General features: G+C 71.3%; 14 protein-coding genes. 3 read left to right on the top strand and 11 right to left on the bottom strand.

Annotation, left to right across the window (positions count from 1 at the left end; genetic code table 11):
• Window positions 1-151 precede the first annotated feature (151 nt).
• Both OG928_RS16615 and OG928_RS16610 read right to left on the bottom strand, forming a co-directional pair.
• Window positions 152-1,852: an amidohydrolase family protein gene (locus tag OG928_RS16615; RefSeq protein WP_406284374.1), complete on the bottom strand. Its 1,701-nt coding sequence runs from the start codon at window positions 1,850-1,852 to the stop codon at window positions 152-154.
• 98 nt (window positions 1,853-1,950) lie between these two features.
• Window positions 1,951-2,577, bottom strand: coding sequence for a TetR/AcrR family transcriptional regulator (locus OG928_RS16610; protein WP_406284372.1), 627 nt, complete (start codon window positions 2,575-2,577; stop codon window positions 1,951-1,953).
• 195 nt (window positions 2,578-2,772) lie between these two features.
• Between OG928_RS16610 and OG928_RS16605 the strand changes: the two genes are divergently transcribed.
• Window positions 2,773-3,876, top strand: coding sequence for a PP2C family protein-serine/threonine phosphatase (locus tag OG928_RS16605; RefSeq protein WP_406284370.1), 1,104 nt, complete (start codon window positions 2,773-2,775; stop codon window positions 3,874-3,876).
• Window positions 3,877-3,966: 90 nt separating this feature from the next.
• Here the strand turns inward: OG928_RS16605 and OG928_RS16600 are convergent, their stop codons facing one another.
• The 9 genes from OG928_RS16600 to edd form a co-directional block, all read right to left on the bottom strand.
• Window positions 3,967-6,765, bottom strand: coding sequence for a tetratricopeptide repeat protein (locus tag OG928_RS16600; protein WP_406284368.1), 2,799 nt, complete (start codon window positions 6,763-6,765; stop codon window positions 3,967-3,969).
• 204 nt (window positions 6,766-6,969) lie between these two features.
• Window positions 6,970-7,554 (bottom strand): hypothetical protein, encoded by a 585-nt coding sequence (locus OG928_RS16595; RefSeq protein WP_406284366.1) that lies wholly within the window; start codon window positions 7,552-7,554, stop codon window positions 6,970-6,972.
• Window positions 7,551-8,129: an RNA polymerase sigma factor gene (locus OG928_RS16590; protein ID WP_406284364.1), complete on the bottom strand. Its 579-nt coding sequence runs from the start codon at window positions 8,127-8,129 to the stop codon at window positions 7,551-7,553. The genes OG928_RS16595 and OG928_RS16590 overlap by 4 nt, the downstream gene beginning before the upstream one ends.
• 135 nt (window positions 8,130-8,264) lie before the next feature.
• The gene (locus OG928_RS16585) at window positions 8,265-8,639 is read right to left on the bottom strand and encodes a tetratricopeptide repeat protein (protein WP_406284363.1); all 375 of its coding nucleotides are present in this window, start codon (window positions 8,637-8,639) and stop codon (window positions 8,265-8,267) included.
• Window positions 8,640-9,631: 992 nt separating this feature from the next.
• Entirely contained in the window at window positions 9,632-10,231 is a 600-nt protein-coding gene (locus tag OG928_RS16580) for a dihydrofolate reductase family protein (RefSeq protein ID WP_406284361.1), read from the bottom strand.
• Window positions 10,228-11,133 carry a metalloregulator ArsR/SmtB family transcription factor gene (locus OG928_RS16575; RefSeq protein ID WP_406284359.1) on the bottom strand — a complete coding sequence of 302 codons (906 nt, stop codon included), beginning with the start codon at window positions 11,131-11,133 and terminating at the stop codon, window positions 10,228-10,230. The genes OG928_RS16580 and OG928_RS16575 overlap by 4 nt, the downstream gene beginning before the upstream one ends.
• Window positions 11,134-11,530: 397 nt before the next feature.
• On the bottom strand, window positions 11,531-12,151 hold the full coding sequence (eda, locus tag OG928_RS16570; RefSeq protein WP_406284357.1) for a bifunctional 4-hydroxy-2-oxoglutarate aldolase/2-dehydro-3-deoxy-phosphogluconate aldolase: 621 nt from the start codon (window positions 12,149-12,151) through the stop codon (window positions 11,531-11,533).
• Window positions 12,148-13,167 carry a glucokinase gene (glk, locus tag OG928_RS16565; RefSeq protein WP_406284355.1) on the bottom strand — a complete coding sequence of 340 codons (1,020 nt, stop codon included), beginning with the start codon at window positions 13,165-13,167 and terminating at the stop codon, window positions 12,148-12,150. Before glk ends, eda begins: the two co-directional genes overlap by 4 nt.
• The gene (edd, locus tag OG928_RS16560; RefSeq protein WP_406291022.1) at window positions 13,164-15,038 is read right to left on the bottom strand and encodes a phosphogluconate dehydratase; all 1,875 of its coding nucleotides are present in this window, start codon (window positions 15,036-15,038) and stop codon (window positions 13,164-13,166) included. The genes glk and edd overlap by 4 nt, the downstream gene beginning before the upstream one ends.
• 174 nt (window positions 15,039-15,212) lie before the next feature.
• On the opposite strand from edd, the gene OG928_RS16555 reads away from it, so the two are divergent.
• Window positions 15,213-16,457 carry an ROK family transcriptional regulator gene (locus OG928_RS16555; RefSeq protein WP_406284353.1) on the top strand — a complete coding sequence of 415 codons (1,245 nt, stop codon included), beginning with the start codon at window positions 15,213-15,215 and terminating at the stop codon, window positions 16,455-16,457.
• Window positions 16,458-16,730: 273 nt separating this feature from the next.
• Window positions 16,731-17,687: a pirin family protein gene (locus tag OG928_RS16550; RefSeq protein ID WP_406284351.1), complete on the top strand. Its 957-nt coding sequence runs from the start codon at window positions 16,731-16,733 to the stop codon at window positions 17,685-17,687.
• Window positions 17,688-18,162 lie beyond the last annotated feature (475 nt).

Below are 18,162 nucleotides of genomic sequence, written 5' to 3'. Positions count from 1 at the left end.
ACGCCGAGAACCGGTGAACGTTCCCGGCCACGGCGCCGGGGCGTTGCCCGGGAGCAGTAGAAGGCGCCGACGATCGAGTGCCGCGCGCCGAAGGAGGAGCCCCGGGCCCGGCACGCGATCGTCGGCGCCGGTTGGGCGACCGCGATGCGGTTCAGCGCGCGCGGCGTCCGTGGCGCAGGAGTTCGCCGCTGTGGACGCCGGTGGGCGCGTCGTTCTCGATGGTCACCCGGCCGTTGACCAGGATGTACCGGTAGCCCTTGGCGTCGATCACGGTCCGGAGCTGACCTGCCGGCAGGTCGTGGACGAACACCGGTTCGCCGTAGCCGAGTTCGTCGTAGTCGTAGACGATGATGTCGGCCGCGGCGCCCTCGCTGAGCACGCCCCGGTCGGTGAAGCCCGCGCAGCGCGCCGGCAGGCCGGACAGCCGCCAGTGCGCCTGCTCCAGCGAGGTCCACGCGTGCTTGCGGACGTACTCGACGATGTACTCGGTGCCGTACATGCCCGCACTCAGCGTCTTGAGGTGCGCGCCGCCGTCCGACAGGCCGGGGAGCAGGTACTCGTAGTCGACGAGTTCCTTGAGCCCCTCCAACGTCGCGTTGAACTGGCCGGTGTGCACCTCGGTCGTCAGCCCGTCGGCGATCGTGACGTCGCACAGCACGTCGACCGGGTGCCGGTCGAGCTTGGCGCCGATCTCCTTGAAGGTCAGGCCCTCGTACTGCTTGTACTCGTCGGTGAAGGTGCGGTGCAGCTTCATGTCCGGGTACAGGTGGTAGAACAGCGGGTCGAACTCGCGCAGCTCGGCCCGCACCGCGGGGTCGTTCAGCATCGCGATCTTCTCCTCGACCGTCTCGGCCTCGAAGATCGTGGCGACCGGCGGCCGGGTGGACACGCCGCCGTACAGGAAGCTGAACGGCACCGGCACGTCGGTGGTCATCGCCTGGCCGTAGATCGGGATGCCGCGCTCCTGACAGCGCCGCAGCCACTCGATCTTGCGCTTGTACAGGCCGCCGCTGCGCGAATTGGCGATCACCGCGTTCCAGATCAGCGGTCGGCCGCTGACCTCGACGAGGTTCTCGTACTCCTCCTCGGTGATCTGCGTGCCCGAGACCTGCATGAAGCCGCGCCCCTGGCGGGCCAGCGCCTCGGCGAGCGCGAGCCGGGTCTGTGGCCACATGATGTCGGTCGGCATCGGCGTGCCGTCGAAGTCGCCCTGCATCAGCCGCCCGCCGGGGTTGCCGGGCTCCCCCAGGCACTGCGCGGACCAGCCGCACGCGCCGGCCTCCATCGCCTCTTCGAGCAGGCGGGCGAGTTCCGCGTGCTCCGCGTCCGTCGGCTGTGCGCCGGCCTTGGCCCGCTCCAGGCCCAGGACCCAGATCAGCAGCGGGTTCACCGGCACGTACGGAAGGATGTTCAGCGCCTTCGGTGCCCGCTCGACGCTGTCCAGGTAGTCGGGGAAGGTGACCCAGTTCCACGGCATGCCCTCGCGCAGCGTCTCGGTCGGGATGTCCTCGACGGCGGTCATGGACAGCATCGCCCGCTCGCGCATGTCCTCGCGCACCGGTGCGAACCCGAAGCCGCAGTTGCCGGTGACCACCGAGGTCACGCCGTGCGGGCCGGACATGGTCAGGTACGGGTCCCAGAACACCTGGCCGTCGTAGTGCGTGTGCAGGTCGATGAAGCCGGGCGCGACGATCAGGCCGGTCGCGTCGATGACCCGGTCCGCGTCCGCCGCGGGGATCCGACCGATCCGGCTGATCACGCCGTCCGTGATCGCGATGTCGCCCCGGAACCGCGGGTTGCCGGAGCCGTCGACGACGATCCCGCCCTTGATGACCACGTCGTAGTTCGCCATGACGTCCCTTCCTCAGCCGAAACCTCTAATTAAAGAGAGTGTTTAATACCGGCCTCCGAAGGAGTCAATAGATTCCGTACCGGGGGTGCCCGCGCCGCTCAGCCGCCCGCGAGTGCGCCCGCGACGATCGCCGTCAGGTGTTGGTCGAACGCCTCCGGGTCCAGCAGCCCCGTCGAGACGATCCCGTCGGGCCGGGGCGGCCGGCTGTGCCGCGCTGCTCGGGCCGCGCACAGCATGCCGACCATCTGCGTCACGAGGAAGGCCCGGGTCTGCAGCGCGGTCGCGGTCAGCGCGGGGCGCGCGGCGGCGACCGCGTCCACGACCTCCTGGACGTCCTCGCCGCCGAGCAGCGGAGTCACCGGCGACGTCGCGTCCCGGAGCAGTTCGACCGAGATCTGGAGATAGGCCCGGTCGGCGGGCGAGCCGTTGAGCAGCTCGGTGATCGGCAGCACGATCGCCCGCGCGTACCCGGACAGGTCCTCGGGGCACTCGCGGGCGGTGGCGAGCAGCGCCTGCCGTCGCGCGTACACGAGGGGCACGTGCTGTTCGACGATCGCGCGCAGCAGTCCCTCGCGGCCGCCGAAGTGGTAGTGGATGGCTCCGGCGTTGCGCTGACCCGCCGCACGGGTGATGTCCTGCAACGGGACATCGAGGCCCTGCCGCGCGAAGAGAATCTCGGCGGCCTCGACGATGCGGCGCCTGGTGGGGCCGGAGTCACGGGGCATGGGCGCAGCATATGGCCTGGGATCGAACACGTATGGCGGCAATGTCAAGTGCCTGTTTGGACAGTTTTATGTACGTTTTGGACCTAATGGGACCTTCGCCCCTGTCCACGTGCCTCATGCCCGGTCACGATGGATGCAGTTGGTCGACGGTCCGTCTCCTGTGCGTCAACGTGCGTCAACGAAAGGTCCCGACACATGCCCACCATGACCCTTCCCGCCGGACGTGCTGTTTCGGTGGCAGTGGGTCTGTACGTGGCGGTGTTGCTGACCAGCGTGTTCGCACCGGCGTACCTGGACATGCACGCGGTGCTGATCGCTGTTCCGGCGGTCGTGGCGATGGCGTACCGGCCGTGGCTGACCGCGTCGGCCGGGGTGGTGGCGCTGGCGACGCGCGTGCTGCTGCACCCGGAGACGCGCACCGGCGAGTACACGAACTCGACCGGCACCTCGGCGGCCATCCTGATCGTGACCCTGTTCGGTTGCTGGGTCGGTTGGGAGCGGCGGCGGCAGGACGCCCGGCTGAGCAGGGTGCAGTCGGTGGCCGAGGTGGCCCAGCGCGCGCTGCTGCGGCCGGTGCCCAGGATGATCGGCCGCTTCGGCTTCGCGGTCCGCTATCGCGCGGCGGCCGAGGAGGCGTCGATCGGCGGTGACCTGTACGAGGTCCTGGAGACGCCGTACGGGGTGCGGGTGCTGCTCGGCGACGTGCGTGGCAAGGGCCTGGGGGCGGTCGACGTGGCCGCGCGTACGTTGGGCGCGTTCCGCGAGGCCGCGTACGACGCGCCGACGCTCGCGGAGGTGGGCAACCGGGTCGACCGGAGCCTGGGCCGGCAGCTCGACGGCGAGGACTTCGTGACCGCCGTGATGGTGGAACTGTCCCCCGAGGAAGGCGCGATGCAGGTCCTGGCGTGCGGTCACCCGTCCCCCCTGCTGGTGCGCAGCGGCACCGTCGGCGAGGTGATCGCGGAGGCGGGCCTGCCGCTGGGCATGGACCTGTCGGAACCCACGACGCGCGTGGTGGACCGGGTCCGCTTCCGCCCCGGCGACGTCCTGCTCCTGCACACCGACGGCGTCACCGAGGCCAGGGACACCACCGGCCGGTTCTACGCGCTGACCGACCACCTGGCCACGCACGCCCACAACGACGCCTCCGCGATGCTGGACGCGGTGGAGCAGGGCCTGCTGGCGCACGTGGGCGGGAAGCTGGAGGACGACGCGGCGATGCTGGCGGTGACGCTGCCCGGACCGCTGATGAAGGTGGTCAAGCCGGCTCGGACCCTGCTCCCGGCCGTGCGGCCGTAGGGGATTCGCGGCACCCGGCGCCGACGTTCGCGATCGGCGACCGGGTCCACCGCCGAAGCACCGGCCGGCGCGACGGCCACGGCGCACGAATCACATGCCGCCACGCACACCCGCCAGATTCGCCCGCACCAATTTCGTCGTCGGATGCTCTTTCCCGAAAACCCGGACGCAGTCGGCGAGTACGCCCTTGAGCAGCTGTACCGCCTGCCGGCGATCCCCACTCTCCCAGTAGGCGCCGGCAAGGTTGTTGCGGCTGGTCAGGGTGTCCGGGTGGTCTTTACCCGACACCCGCACGTGGTCGGCCAAGACCGCCTCGCGCAGCGGGATCGCCCGGCCGAAGTCGCCGGCCGCCTGGTAGGCACCGGCGAGGTTGTTGCGGGTCATCAGGGTGTCCGGGTGGTTTTGCCCGAGGATTCGCACCCGGTCGGCGAGGGTCGCCTCGTACATCGAGACCGCGCGGCGTGGTTCGCCCGCCTCCTGGTAGACGCAGGCGAGGTTGTTGTGGGAGACCAGGGTGTCCGGATGGTCGCGGCCGAGGATCCGCACCCGGTCGGCGAGGGTCGCCTCGTACATCGAGATCGCGCGCCCCAGATTGCCGGCCGAGTGGTAGGCATAGGCGAGGTTGTTGCGGGTCGTCAGGGTGTCGGGGTGGTCTTCGCCCAAGACTCGCACGCGGTCGGCCGAGATCGCTTTGAGCATCGGAATCGCCCGGCCGAGGTCTCCTGCCGACAAGTAGACGCAGGCGAGGTTGTTGCGGGAGCCCAGGGTGTCGGGGTGGTCTTCACCCAGCACTCGCGTGCGGCCGGCCAGGACCGCCTCGAACATCGGAATCGCCCGACTCGGATCCCCCACCGATTTGTAGGCGGCGGCGAGGTTGTTGCACGCGATCAGGGTGTCGGGGTGCTCCTCACCCAACACCCGTACGCAGTCGATCGAGACCGCCGCGAGCATCGAGATCGCCCTCGGGTCCCCGGTCGATTCGTAGGCGAAGGCGAGGTTGTTGCGGGAGCGCAGGGTGTCGGGGTGGTCTTCACCCAGTACTCGCGTGCGGCCGGCCAGGACCGCCTCGAACATCGGAATCGCCCGACCCGGATCCCCGGCCGATTCATAGGTGTAGGCGACGTTGCTGCGGGACTCCAGGGTGTCGGGGTGGTCTTCACCCAGCACTCGCGTGCGGCCGGCCAGGACCGCCTCGAACATCGGAATGGCCCGAGCGAGATCCCCGGCCGATTCATAGGCGCCGGCGAGGTTGTTGAGGGAGGTCAGGGAGTTCGGGTGGTCTTCACCCAACACCCGCACGGAGTCGGCCGAGACCGCTTCGAGCATCGGGATCGCCCGACCCAGATCCCCAACCGATTCATAGGTGTAGGCGAGGTTGTTGCGGGAGCCCAAGGTGTCGAGGTCCTCCTCACCCAATACCCGCACGCGGCCGGCGAGCGCGCGTTCGTAGTGGCTGATGGCGCCGCCGACCGCGCCCTGACCAAGGAGGAAGCCTGCGGCTTGGTCGAGAAGGGTCGCGGTGGTGTGGGTGTCCTTGTTGTGGGGTGTGTGTTGGGCGAGTGCGTCGATGTGGAGCAGGAGTGTGCGGCACTCGGGCCATGCCGTGGGGTTCTTGACGTTGCCGGGGAAGGCTTCGTTGAGCAGGGCGGTGGCGTGCTCTCGTGCCCGGTCGATGTCGGCGGCCCGGCGGTGGGGGTCGTCGGGGTCGGGGGTGCGGGCGAGGGTCTGGACGAGGCGGTGGACGCTGAGGGTGCCGTCGGCGTTGTCGGTGATCAGGCTGTAGGCGGTCAGGCGGCCGATGGCCTTGGCGAGTATGGGGGGTGGGGCGAGGTCGGTCAGGAGTACTCGGGGGATGTCGTTGGGGGCGTACCAGGCGAGGATCCGCAGGATGTCGCCCGGGAGAGGGGTGTCGGTGAGGCGGTCCAGGGTGATCCGCCAGATCCGGGCGATGCTGCGGGAGGCGTCGCCGCCTTCGGCGGTGGCCGCGAACGTCTCCACCGGCCAGCGGGCGAGCATGTCGAGGTAGGCGTGGGGTGTGGTGCCGGTCTCGGCGCAGAACGCGGCGGCTTGTTCGACCGCCAGGGGTAGGTGGCCGAGTTCCGCGCAAACCGCGCCGACGCCGACGCCGACGCCGACGCCGTCGCTGCCGCCGGGCCGGGCGTGCGTCAGGATGCGGATGAACAGGTCGACGGCCTCGCCTTCGGCGAGGACGTTCAACGCCAGTGGGGTGGCGAGGCCGTACCAGCCGGTCGCCCGGCGGGTGGTGATCAGGAAGCGGCCCGAATTCACCCGAGAGAGCAGGGGTTTGACATCCTCCGGGTCGTCGACGTTGTCCAGGACGATCAACCAGTCGTCGTGGGACGCGAGCCATTGCAGCGCCTGCTCGCGCAACACGTCGGTCGGCTGTTCGGCCAGGGCCGGTTGCAGGACGCGGCCGAGCTCGGCCAGGCCGGCGTTCACGGCGGCCGGGTCCTCGGCGGTGATCCACCAGCGTGGTGTCGCGCCGGACCGGGTGCGGGCCCAGTGCGCCGCCAACGCCGACTTGCCGATCCCGCCTAAGCCGTTGACGGCCTGCACGATTACGCCGCCCGGATTCGTGAGCGCGATGTCCAACGCCCGGAGCGCGTCGTCCCGCCCGACGAACAACCCCACCCGCGGCACATTGCACAACCCCGTCGGGGCCTCCACCGACGCCACCGGCCGGATCGGCACCGCGCGCACGACCGTGACCGGTCCGTCCACGCTCACATTCACGTTCAGGACAGGGGAGTTGTCCCCGGTCGTTGAGCCGACCACATCCCGGCCACCCGCGATCGAGCGTTCGCCGGCAGGCGTGTCCCCAGCCGTTGCCGCGTTCTCGTCCGGGGCCGCGTTGTCCTGCCGATTCACGACGACATCATCGACCCGCTGTTCATGATCAAACCCACAAACCAGCCAAAAGCCGGTAGGGGCGCCGAGGTCGGGATCGAGGTCGAGGTCGGGACCACCGTGGAAGCGCACACATGGGGGCGCCGGGGTCGGATCGAACACGTCCGACCCCGGCGCCCCGCCTCACGACGGAGACTCGGCCCCGTGATCCCCGAGCAGTCGGGGTCAGTTTCCGGGACCGACGACGACCTTTCCGGGCAGGAGCCGGCAGGGTGCCACCGGACCGGTCGCGATCCGGGCGCGGTCGCTGCTTACGTGGCCGCCGGTGTCGTTCCGGTAGTAGACCTCGAGTACGAGCGCCTTTCCGGGCGCGATCCGATCCGGGTGCAGCCGCAGGTACCCCTCGGTCTCCTCGGTCGGTGCCTCGCTGGTCAGCAGGAGCGGGTCGTACGGGGCGAAGTCCGCTCGTGGCTCCGCACACTGCCGGTCCACGGGCACGAAGTCCACGACGGCGTTCACACCCAGGTCCCGAAGCCGCCCCTGGAGCCCCGACGAGTCGGTGAACTCCCGCACGCGGATCTTGATCGTGCCGTCGTCGTCGCGTTCCGCCGCATAGGCCGGTGTGGCCGTGCCGTCGAAGAACGTCGGTACCACCACGGCCGAGACGGCCGCCGCGGCGACGACCGCGACGAGCGCCCCGATCCGTCGGGCGCTGCGCCGAGTGGGCGGGACCGGCGCGGCCGCCCGCTCGGCGACGACGGCCTGCAACTCGGTGAGCAACTGCTCCTGGAATTCGCTCTTGGCGTTCATCGAACCTCGATTGGTTGTGCCACCGCGACCGACGCGGTCGGCGGGGCGATCGGAATGCTGAGTGCCTTGCGGGCACGGTGCAGACGCACCCGTGCGGTGACCGGCCGTATCCCGAGGGCGGCGGCGGCCTCGGTCACGGACAACCCGTCGACCGACATCAACTCGATCAGGGCCCGCTCACCCTCGGGCAAGCCGGCGAGAGTGGCGTACACCCGGCGGGCCGAACTCTCGGCGTCGATCCGCTCTTCCATGCGGGCCATGTCGTCGTCGTCGAGCTGCCGCCGCCCGGCGCTGCGATGGGCGGCCCGCCGTTCACGCGCCGCCCTACGGTTCTCGGCCTGCACGACATGCCGAGCCACCCCGAACAACCAGGCGACCTCGCTGCCCCGATCCGCGCGGTAGGTACGCACGGACCCGATGGCGGCCAGAAACGATTCCGCCGTCAGGTCGGCGACGGTATGCGGATCATCGACCCGCCGCGCGACAAACCGCGTCACCGCCTCGAAGTGCCTCCGATAGAACGCCTCGAAGGCTGTCGGATCCCGCCCGATCCGAACCAGGTCGGACTCACCCATGCGCTACATCCCTTCGTCCGTTTCCCTTCTTGGCCCGAGGCGCGCGGAACGTTACAAGGGCGGACGGCACGGGGGCGGGGGCGAGCCCCGCAGGGCGGAACGGATCCGCCGGCGACTATGCATCGCGGTCGAGAATCACGTGGATCCGCGCGCGTTCGCCAGGTTCGCACGCACGATCCCCGTCATCGGGTGCTCCTCGCCCAGGACCCGCACGTAGTCGGCGAGGGTGCTCTCGTAGAGCGGGATCGCGCGCTGCGGGTCCCCGGCCGACTTGTAGGCGCCGGCGAGGTTGTTGCGGGTGGCCGGCGTGTCCGGGTGGTCTTCGCCCAACACCCGCACGTAGTCGGCGAGGGTGTCCGCGTACAGCGGTATCGCGCGGGCCTGGTTCCCGGCGGAGCCAAAGGCCCGGAGCGCGTCGTCGCGGCCGACGAACCGCCCCACCTGCGGCACATTGCACAACCCCGCCGGGGCCGGCACCGACGCCGCCACCCGAAACGGCACCGCGGGCACGACCGTGACGGGCCCATGTACGTTCAGGATGGGGGAGTTGTCCCCGGTGGAGGAGCCGATCGCGTCCCGGCCTCCGATGATCGATCGCTCACCGGCGGATGCCGACGGGGGCGGTGGAGGACTTTCGGTCGCACGATCGCGCGGCCCGTTCATGGCGTGCCGGGCGTAGGTCCGTCCCCGGTCGAGGAATTACGCACGTCGCGACCGGCGACGATCGAGCGATTCCCGGCGGTGGTGGGACCCGCAGGCGGCGGAGGCGAGGCCGGTGGAGGTGACGGAGCCGGTGAAGGCGGCGACGCCTGCACGCCCGGCCCCGCCGAACCCGCCGGACCGTGGTCGCCTGTCGACGACCCGATGACGTCTCGCCCCGCGACGATCGACCGATCCCCCGCCGTGACGGGGCCCGTCGGGGCCGGCGCCGGAGGCGATGGTGTCCCCGTCCCGGGTTGCGGCCCGGGTGGCGAAGGCCGGGTCACCTGATACAGCGACAACGCCAAGGCCGCGACCCCCGCGATCGCCCCGACCACACTCGCGACCTGATCGGCCTTCTCCAACTCATCGCCGATCCCCCACACCACCGAAGCAACGGCGGCCCCCGCCCCCACGACCGCCAACACCCACCACAAGACCCGCTGCCACCCCGTCACCCCGCCATCATCGACCCGCCGCCCATGATCAAACCCACAAACCGCCGGACATCGACACCCAAAACCCCGGCTCGAACGGAACACCCCCGCCCCACTCACCGGTTCCCGAAGTGGCCCGCGCACACCCGCACAACCCTCCCGCAGCCCCAAGTGCCCGCCCGAGCCCCGGCTGAACAACCACTCGGCGACCAGGGCGGCGGCGAGCGAGGAGCACGGCGCGGTTCGCGGGTTCGCGGTTCGCGGCGAACGTGTCGGACCATGCGCGGGCGGCAGCGGCAGCAACGCGGCGGCTCCGGAGCGGAGTTCGGGCCGCGTCGTCGGCCGCGTGCGCCGAGGCGAGCGGGGTCAGCGGATGCGGTCGTAGATCACGGCGATCTCGCCCAGTTCGCCGATCTCCTGGTGTGCGACCTTCCATCGCGAGCCGGGCAGGCCGTCGTCGAACAGCCGCTGTCCGCCGCCGGCGATCTCGGGGCAGATCAGGAGGTACAGCCGATCGACCAGGTCCGCCGCCAGGAGCGCCTTGATGACGGTCGGGCTGGTGTTGGCGAGGATGTCGCCCTCGCCGGTGGCCTTGAGCTCGGCGACGACGTCGGCGACCGGGGCGTCGACGACGCGGGCGCGTTCCCACGGCGCTTCGGTCAAGGTGGTCGACAGGACCACCTTTTCCGTGTCGACCAGCCACTTCGCGTAGCCGCGGTCACGCGGGTCGGCGTTCTCGTCCGCGGCGACCGTCGGCCAGTACCCCAGGAACCCCTCGGCGTGGACCCGGCCGAGCAGCGCCGTCGTCGCGCCTTCCCAGATGCGGGTGAGGTGATCCCGCGCGACCTCGGTGGTGGCGTAACCGACGATCGCGCCCATGTCGGCGGGCCCGCCGGGGCCGTGGTAGCGCCCGTCGAGGGTGATGGCGATGTTGGCGGTCACCCTGCGTGCGGTCGGGTTGGTCATGGCTGTACTCGCTTTCCCGTGGGGGTGGGCTCAGTTGGTGGTGTGCCGGACTCGTCGTCGGCGCCGTGCGCGGCCGGGGCAAGGGTCGCCGCGAGCTTGTCGAGGCTCTGGCGGAAGCCGATCTCGATGCCGGCGATGAAGTCCGCGGAGTCGACGGTGCTGTCGGCGATCCGCCAGTGGACGTCGAGGTCCGTGCCGGTGCCCGTGCCGGTGCCCGTGCCGGTGGGCCGGAGGCCGAGGTCGACGTGCGCGGTGAACGCGAGGCCGCCGTCCGGAAGCAGCGGGGAGAGCCGGTAGGCGAGGCGCTCGCCGGGGCGTACGTCGTCGACGACCCCCTCCGCGCGTCCGGCGACCGGGTCGGAGCCGTCGGCGTCCTCGGCGTCGCGGTACTCCAGGACGACCCGCCCGCCCGGTCGCGCCTCGAAGACGAGTTCGGCGACGCGGAGGTCGTCGGGCGCCCACCACCGGGCGAGCAGGGCGGCCTCGGTCAGGTGGCGCCAGACCAGGTCCGGCTGCCCCGGCAGGGACCGGAGGAACCGGAACGAGCGGCCGTCGGCCCACCCCGGCTCCGCCGCGGCGAGCCGCTCGGCCTGGAGGCTGAGCCCGTACCGGTCGTAGGTCTCGCCCGGGCCGCCGGCCTGGTCGGCGGTGTCGGCGAGCCGGCCCAGCGCAGCCGCCAGGTCCCGCAGGGGGCCGGGCCGGAGCGCGTAGACGCGGCGCTGTCCGGTGCGCTGGGAGCTGACGACGCCGGCGCGCTCGAGGGTCTGCAGGTGCTTGGTCGTCTGCGGCTGCCGCGCCTCGGCGAGCTGCGCGAGCACGCCGACCGAACGGGGCCGTTCGGCCAGCAGGGCCACGAGCCGCCAACGGGCCGGATCGGCCAGTGCGGCGAGGAGTTCGTCCATGGCACTAGTATTCTCGACAGAGAATATTCGTGTCAAGGAATAGCTCACGAGTCGCGCCGGGATCGGCCAGGCTCGGGCCGCGCCGTCCGGGTCCGGTCGGGAGCTCTCCCAGTCGTCGCAGAACAGCGGCCCCAGGCCGCGAGGATCAGCAGGCCCCCGCAGACGAACAGTCCGGGGCCGTGAGCGACGACTTCAAGACGACTTCAAGCAGCGGCGAATCCGCGCAAAAAAGAAGAGACCCGCTCTCCTCGCCGAAGAGCGGGTCCCTATTCGCGGTCTTCGCAGGTCGAACCCTCATACGACCTGCTCGTTCGTGGGTCGAACCCTCATACGACCCAACATCCGCGGTCCGTGCCCCTGGCGCACCTCAGGGCAGAGCGCGCCAGGGGACGATTTATTACCCGCGCAGCCCGGAGGCCGTGCGAGCCAGCTTTTCCACCCGCGCCCAGTCGCGCGAGGCGACCGCGTCCGCGGGAAGCATCCAGGACCCGCCGACGCACGCCACGTTCGGCAGCGTCAGGTAGGTCGGCGCCGAGACCGGGGTGATTCCGCCCGTCGGGCAGAACCGCACGTCCGGTACCGGCGAGGCCAGCGACTTCAGGTACGGCGCGCCGCCCGAAGCCTCGGCCGGGAAGAACTTCATCTCCCGCACGCCGAGTTCGCGCAGCCGCAGCACCTCGGACACGGTCGACGTGCCGGGCAGGAACGACAGCCCGGTCTCGACCAGCGCCCCGTACAGCGTCTCGGTGCAGCCGGGCGTGACCAGGAAGCGCGCGCCGGCCTTCGCCGCCGCCTGCGCCTGATCCGGCGTCAGCACCGTGCCGGCGCCCACGAAAGCGCCCTCGACCTCGGCCGCGATCCGCTCGATCGCGCCGAGCGCCGCCGGCGTCCGCAGCGTGACCTCGACGGCCGGGAGCCCGCCCGCCACCAGCGCACGCGCCAGCGGTACGGCCGACTCGACGTCGTCCACGATCACGACCGGGATCACCGGTGCCAGGTCCAGAGCGGACGTGCTCACGCCGCCACCTCCACGAGTCGAGTGCTGCGCGCGTCCAGCCACGCGGACGCGCCGCGCAGGGCCGGATGCGGGGCCACCACGAGTGCGGTGGAGATGCGGTGCAGGTAGGCCGCCATCGTCGGGTTGGTCTCGAAGCCCATCCGGAACTCGCTCTTGAGCAGCATCTCCGTGATCCGCGGCAGGATGCCGCCGGCCAGGAAGACGCCGCCGCGCGCGCCCATCGTCAGAGCCACCCCGCCGGCGAAGGTGCCGAGCAGTCGGCAGAACGTCTCGACCGTCGCGACGCACACCGCGTCGGTGCCCGCGAGTGCGCGGGCGGAGATGTCCGCCGGGCTGAGCGCCTCGGCCGGGACGCCGTGCACCGCCGCGGTACAGCGGTGCAGTCGGCACAGACCCGGGCCGGAGAGGACGTGTTCGGCCGTCACCGTGCCCAGGCCGCCGCGCTCGTCGCGCAGCACCTCCAGGGCCTCGGCGTCCGGACCGTGCGCCGGGCGCAGCAGCACGTGGCCGCCCTCGCCCGGCAGCGGCACCCAGCCGCCGCCCGGGATCGGCACCAAGCCGGCCACGCCGAGTCCGGTGCCGGGGCCGAGCACGGCCATCGGCAGTCGCGGATCGGGCAGCCGGTCGCCGACCACGATCAGGTCCTCGCCCGCGAGGTGCGGCAGCGACAGCGCCAGCGCCTCGAAGTCGTTGATCAGGTGCAGATCCGGTACGCCCAGCCGAGCCCGGGTCTCGGCGATCGACAGCACCCACGCGCCGTTGGTCAGCCGGAACCGGTCGCCGTGTACGGGCCCCGCGACCGCCGCGCAGATCGCGCTCGGTCGGGCCGCGCCGGAGCGGTCCAGGTAGTCCTCGATCGCGGCGGCGAGGTCCACGTGGTCCTCGCTGCGCAGACCGAGCACGTGCTGCGGCTGCCCGCCGGGCTCGGTCACCACGGCGAAGCGTGCGTTGGTGCCGCCGATGTCGGCGACCAGCCAGGGTCGCTCCTGCGTCGGCTGTTCCACGGTCCCGGTCACGCGCCCGCTCCATCGAAATTCACGGTCGCGACCGCGCCGAACACGCCGGCGCCCAAGTCGGCCGGGCCGACTCCGGCGCGCAGCGCGGTGAACAATTCGCGGCCCGTACCGACCCACTCGGCATCGGTGGGAGCCGCGCCGGTGCTCTGACGTTCCGTCAGGTCGGCGTCTATGGTCAGCGTCCCCGCGACCGCGTCCACGGTGACGACGTCGCCGTCGCGCACCCTGCCGATCGGGCCGCCGGCCGCCGCCTCGGGCGTGCAGTGGATCGCCGCCGGGATCTTGCCGGACGCGCCGGAGAGCCGACCGTCCGTGACCAGCGCCACGTGGTGGCCGCGGTCCTGCAGGACGCCGAGCGAGGGGATGAGCTTGTGCAGCTCGGGCATGCCGTTCGCGCGCGGGCCCTGGTAGCGCAGCACCGCGACGAGGTCGTGGTTCAGCTCGTTGTTCTCGAACGCGGCCAGGAACTCGGCCTGTCCGTCGAACACCCGGGCGGGCGCGGTGACGACGTGGTGCGACGGGTCGACCGCCGACACCTTGATCACCGCGCGACCGAGATCGCCGTGCAGCATCCGCAGACCGCCGTCGGGCGCGAACGGCTTGTCGAACGGCCGCAGCACCGCCAGGTCCAGGCTCTCGGTCGGGCCGTCCACCCAGACGATCGTGCCGTCCTCGGTGAGCTGCGGCTCGCGGCGGTACAGGTCGAGCCCGTCGCCGGCGACGGTGCGCACGTCCTCGTTGAGCAGCCCGCCGTCGAGCAGCGTGCCGATCAGGAACGCGGTGCCGCCCGCGGCGTGGAAGTGGTTGATGTCCGCCGGACCGTTCGGGTACATCCGGGTCAACAGCGGGACCGCCGTGGACAGTTCGGCGAAGTCGTCCCAGGTGAGGATGATGCCCGCCGCCGCGGCCATCGCGACCAGGTGCAGCGTGTGGTTCGTCGAGCCACCGGTCGCGAGCAGCGCGACGACCGAGTTGACGAAGGCCTTCTCGTCGAGGACCTCGCCGATCGGGGTGTACTCGCGCTTGAGCGACACGGGGTCGCCGAGCGACGTGGTGGCCGCGACCCGGCGGCCCGCCTCGTCGGTGAGCGCCTTGCGCAGCGGCTGGTCCGGGTGGATGAAGCTGGCGCCCGGCAGGTGCAGGCCGAGCACCTCCATCACGAGCTGGTTCGTGTTCGCCGTGCCGTAGAACGTGCAGGTCCCGACGCCGTGGTAGGCGCCGGCCTCGGCGTCGAGCAGTTCTTCGCGCGTCACCTTGCCCTCGGCGAAGCGCTGGCGGACCCGCGCCTTCTCCTTGTTGGGCAGGCCCGAGGACATCGGCCCGGCCGGCACGAAGATCGTCGGCAGGTGGCCGAAGGACAACGCGCCGATCACCAGGCCGGGAACGATCTTGTCGCACACGCCGAGCATCAGCGCGCCGTCGAACATGTCGTGCGCGAGTGCCACGGCGGTCGCCATCGCGACCACGTCGCGGCTGAAGAGCGAGAGCTCCATGCCCGCGCGGCCCTGGGTGATGCCGTCGCACATCGCGGGCACGCCACCGGCGAACTGGGCGACGCCGCCCGCGCCGGCGACCGCTTCCTTGAGCTGCTCGGGGTAGGTCCGCAGCGGCTGGTGCGCGGAGAGCATGTCGTTATAGGAGGAGACGATCGCGACGTTCGGCTTGACCGGGCCCTGGGGGCCGGCGCCGCGCAGACCGAGCTTCTCGCTCGGCGAGCAGGCCGCGATGCCGTGGGCGAAGTTCGCGCAACCGAGCTGACCACGCGCGGGGGCCTCGGAGGCCGCCGCCCGGATCCGCTCCAGGTAGGCCGAACGAGTGGCGGCACTGCGGCGCGCGATGCGCGCCGTCACTGCGGCCACCGTCGGGTGGATCTTCGTCTCGCTCACGATCTTGGTGCCCCTGCTGTCGGCGGCTTGCTCTGCCGGTTCGGGTACCAAACTAGGGGCACTTTTGCCTCTTGGCAAGCAAAAGAGTGACGCTCGGGTGTCGAAGTAGTGAACTTAGGGCTTTGACCGAGGGAAAGGCGCCCTGGTTCACTGGACGGCATGGCCCGACGCGCGAACCCCATTCCGCACAGCAGTGCAGGCGAGGTCCTTCGCCTCGTGCGCGAGGGGGATGCCGAGACCCGGGCTGACGTCGCCCGGCTCACCGGGCTGTCCCGATCCGCCGTCGCGGCCCGGATCGACGAGTTGGTCGACGCGGGGCTGCTCGCCGAGCGCGCCGACGGTGTGTCCACGGGGGGTCGCCCGCCGATCCGGCTCGAACTCAATCCCGACGGCGGCATCGTGCTTGCCGCCTCGCTCGGCAGCAGCCGCGGCCAGCTCGCGGTGTGCGACCTGACCGGGCGTGTGCTCGCCAGCCGGGAGACCCAAATGGCCGCCCAGGGCGGCCCCGACGCGGTGCTCAGCGGGCTGCCCGACTGGATCGACACGATGCTCGCGGAGGAGGGGTACGACCCCGGCCGCGTGCGCGGGGTCGGCGTCGCGCTGCCGGGTCCGGTCGAGCTCGGTACGGGCCGCGCGGCCGGCGCCCCGACGCTGCCCGGGTGGGACGGCGTGGCGATAGCCCCGGCCCTGCAACGCCGGCTGCCGGTGCCGGTGTACGTGGACAACGACGTGAACGTGATGGCGCTCGGCGAGTACCGGGCCCGCGCGGACGCGGGCGACCTGGTCTTCGTGAAGGCCTCGACCGGTATCGGCGCCGGGATAGTCGCCGACGGGAAGGTGTACCGGGGCGCACTCGGCGCGGCGGGTGAGATCGGGCACATCCCGGTCGCCGGCGGCACCGGCATGCGCTGTTGGTGCGGCAACGTGGACTGCCTCGAAGTCCTGGCCAGCGGCCGGCACTTGATCGAGACGCTGGCCGCGCACGGCGCGCGCTTCCCGGACGGGCGCGAGGTCTCCAGCGTGCGCGACGTGGTGGCGCTCGCGGCGGCCGGCCAGCCCGAGGCGGTGCGGCTCGTGCGCGAGTCGGGGCGGATGCTCGGCGAGGTGCTCGCGAGCGTGGTCAACGTGCTGAACCCGGCCGTGGTCGTGCTCGGCGGCGACCTGGCCGACGCGGGCGACCCGCTGCTCGCCGGGGTGCGCGAGGTCGTCTACAAACGCTCCACGGCGGTGGCCACCCGCGAACTGCGGATCGTCCCCAGCGTGCTGGGTGAGGCCGCCGGCCTGATCGGCTGCGCGTTCATGGCGCTGGACCAGGTGCTGTCGCCGGACGCGGTCGACACCACGTTGGCCCGGCTCGCGAGCCGCCGCTCGCTGCCGAGCGTGACCCAGGCACTGCCCGCCTGATCGGGCCCGCCTGAGCGGCCGGCACCGGATCCGGGCTCGATCCCGGCTGGATCCCCGCCGGATCCGGGCTCGATCCGGGCTTGAACCGCCCCCGACCGCGCCCGACCGCGCCCGACCGCACCCGATCCAGGTCGGCCCGATCCACACCCGACCCGAGGCCCCTCGACATGCCCACGAACTCCTCCGAGCGGGGAATGTTGAAGAAGCAACTAGTGTTGGAGGTGGCAAGCAGCCCGGGAAAGCCGGGGCGGATCCGTCATAGAGGAGCAGGCCATGCCCGCCGTCACCGTCTCCAACCCGCTGGCCCTGCCGCGCCTGCCGGAACCCGGTCTCGACGCGCGGCCGCGGCCGGTGCTCGCCGTCACGAACGCCCCCAGCGGCGTCGAGGGTGAGGGCTTTCCGGTCAAGCGCGCGTTCGCGGGCGTCAATCAGACCTACCTCGACCCGTTCATCATGATGGATCAGATGGGCGAGGTGGATTACGCGCCGGGCGAGCCCAAGGGCACCCCGTGGCACCCGCACCGCGGCTTCGAGACCGTCACCTACCTGATCGACGGCGAGTTCGTCCACCAGGACTCGGCCGGTGGCGGCGGCGTGATCACCGACGGCGATACCCAGTGGATGACGGCCGGATCCGGTCTGTTGCACATCGAGGCGCCCCCGGAGGCGCTCGTGGCGAGCGGCGGCCTGTTCCACGGCATTCAGCTGTGGGTCAACCTGCCGTCGGCGCGGAAGATGACCGACCCGCGCTACCAGGACATCCGCGCGGGCGACGTCAAGCTGCTCGGCTCGGACGACGGCGGCGCGCTCGTGCGTCTGATCGCCGGCTCGGTCGGCGGCTTCGACGGCCCCGGCATCACGCACACCCCGATCACGTTGCTGCACGCCTCGGTCAACCCGGGCGCCCGACTGTCGCTGCCGTGGCGCAAGGAATACAACGCGCTCGTCTACGTACTGTCCGGCTCCGGCACCGTCGGCGCGGATCGGCGACCGCTCAAAACCGGTCAGCTCGCGGTGTTCGGCGTCGGCGACACGATCGATCTCCGGGCCGACGAGAAGCAGGACTCGAACAAGCCGAATCTTGAACTGATCGTGCTCGGCGGACAACCGATCGGTGAGGAAGTCGCCTGGTATGGCCCGTTCGTGATGAACACGCACGCCGAACTGGCTCAGGCGTTCGACGACTTCAAGACCGGACGGATGGGACGGATCCCGGCGGACCGAATCTGACGGGCTATCAATAGTGGCCGAAGATCATCGGCCGGGAATCTGACACGACGTCAGAGCCCTTAGAGTGCAAGGGAATGCCCCCAAGGGGCGATCGGATGGGCTACGGAACGCAGCCGACTGGTCGCCCCTTGACGCTGTCCCGCCCACTGGCCACACTGAACAAGGTCAACTGGAACGTACCGGTTTGCCGCGCTATGAGCGCGGCCTGCGGAAAGAGGAGTGGAGCCGTCACCTCACCACCGTGAGTTCCGCCGCCGGGTCGAGGTGACCCCGGTCGACGGGCGCGATGCGACACCGGACGAGAGGAGTCCGCGGATGTCCAGGCCCTCCCGGGTGGCACACGGCATCGGAGACGGTGACCGACTGCCGCCCCATGCTTCATATTTCGCCAATTCGCGGACCGCTTCGCGCGCCGCGGACGCCTCCTGCGCGCCCTCTCGCGACGGGTCCGCCGAGTGCGCCCCCAGCCGGCGCG

It is taken from the genome of Embleya sp. NBC_00896, assembly GCF_045207785.1.
GTDB lineage: Bacteria > Actinomycetota > Actinomycetes > Streptomycetales > Streptomycetaceae > Embleya.
Note: the sequence above shows the minus strand (reverse complement) of the source record. Positions and strands in the feature narration are given on the sequence as shown.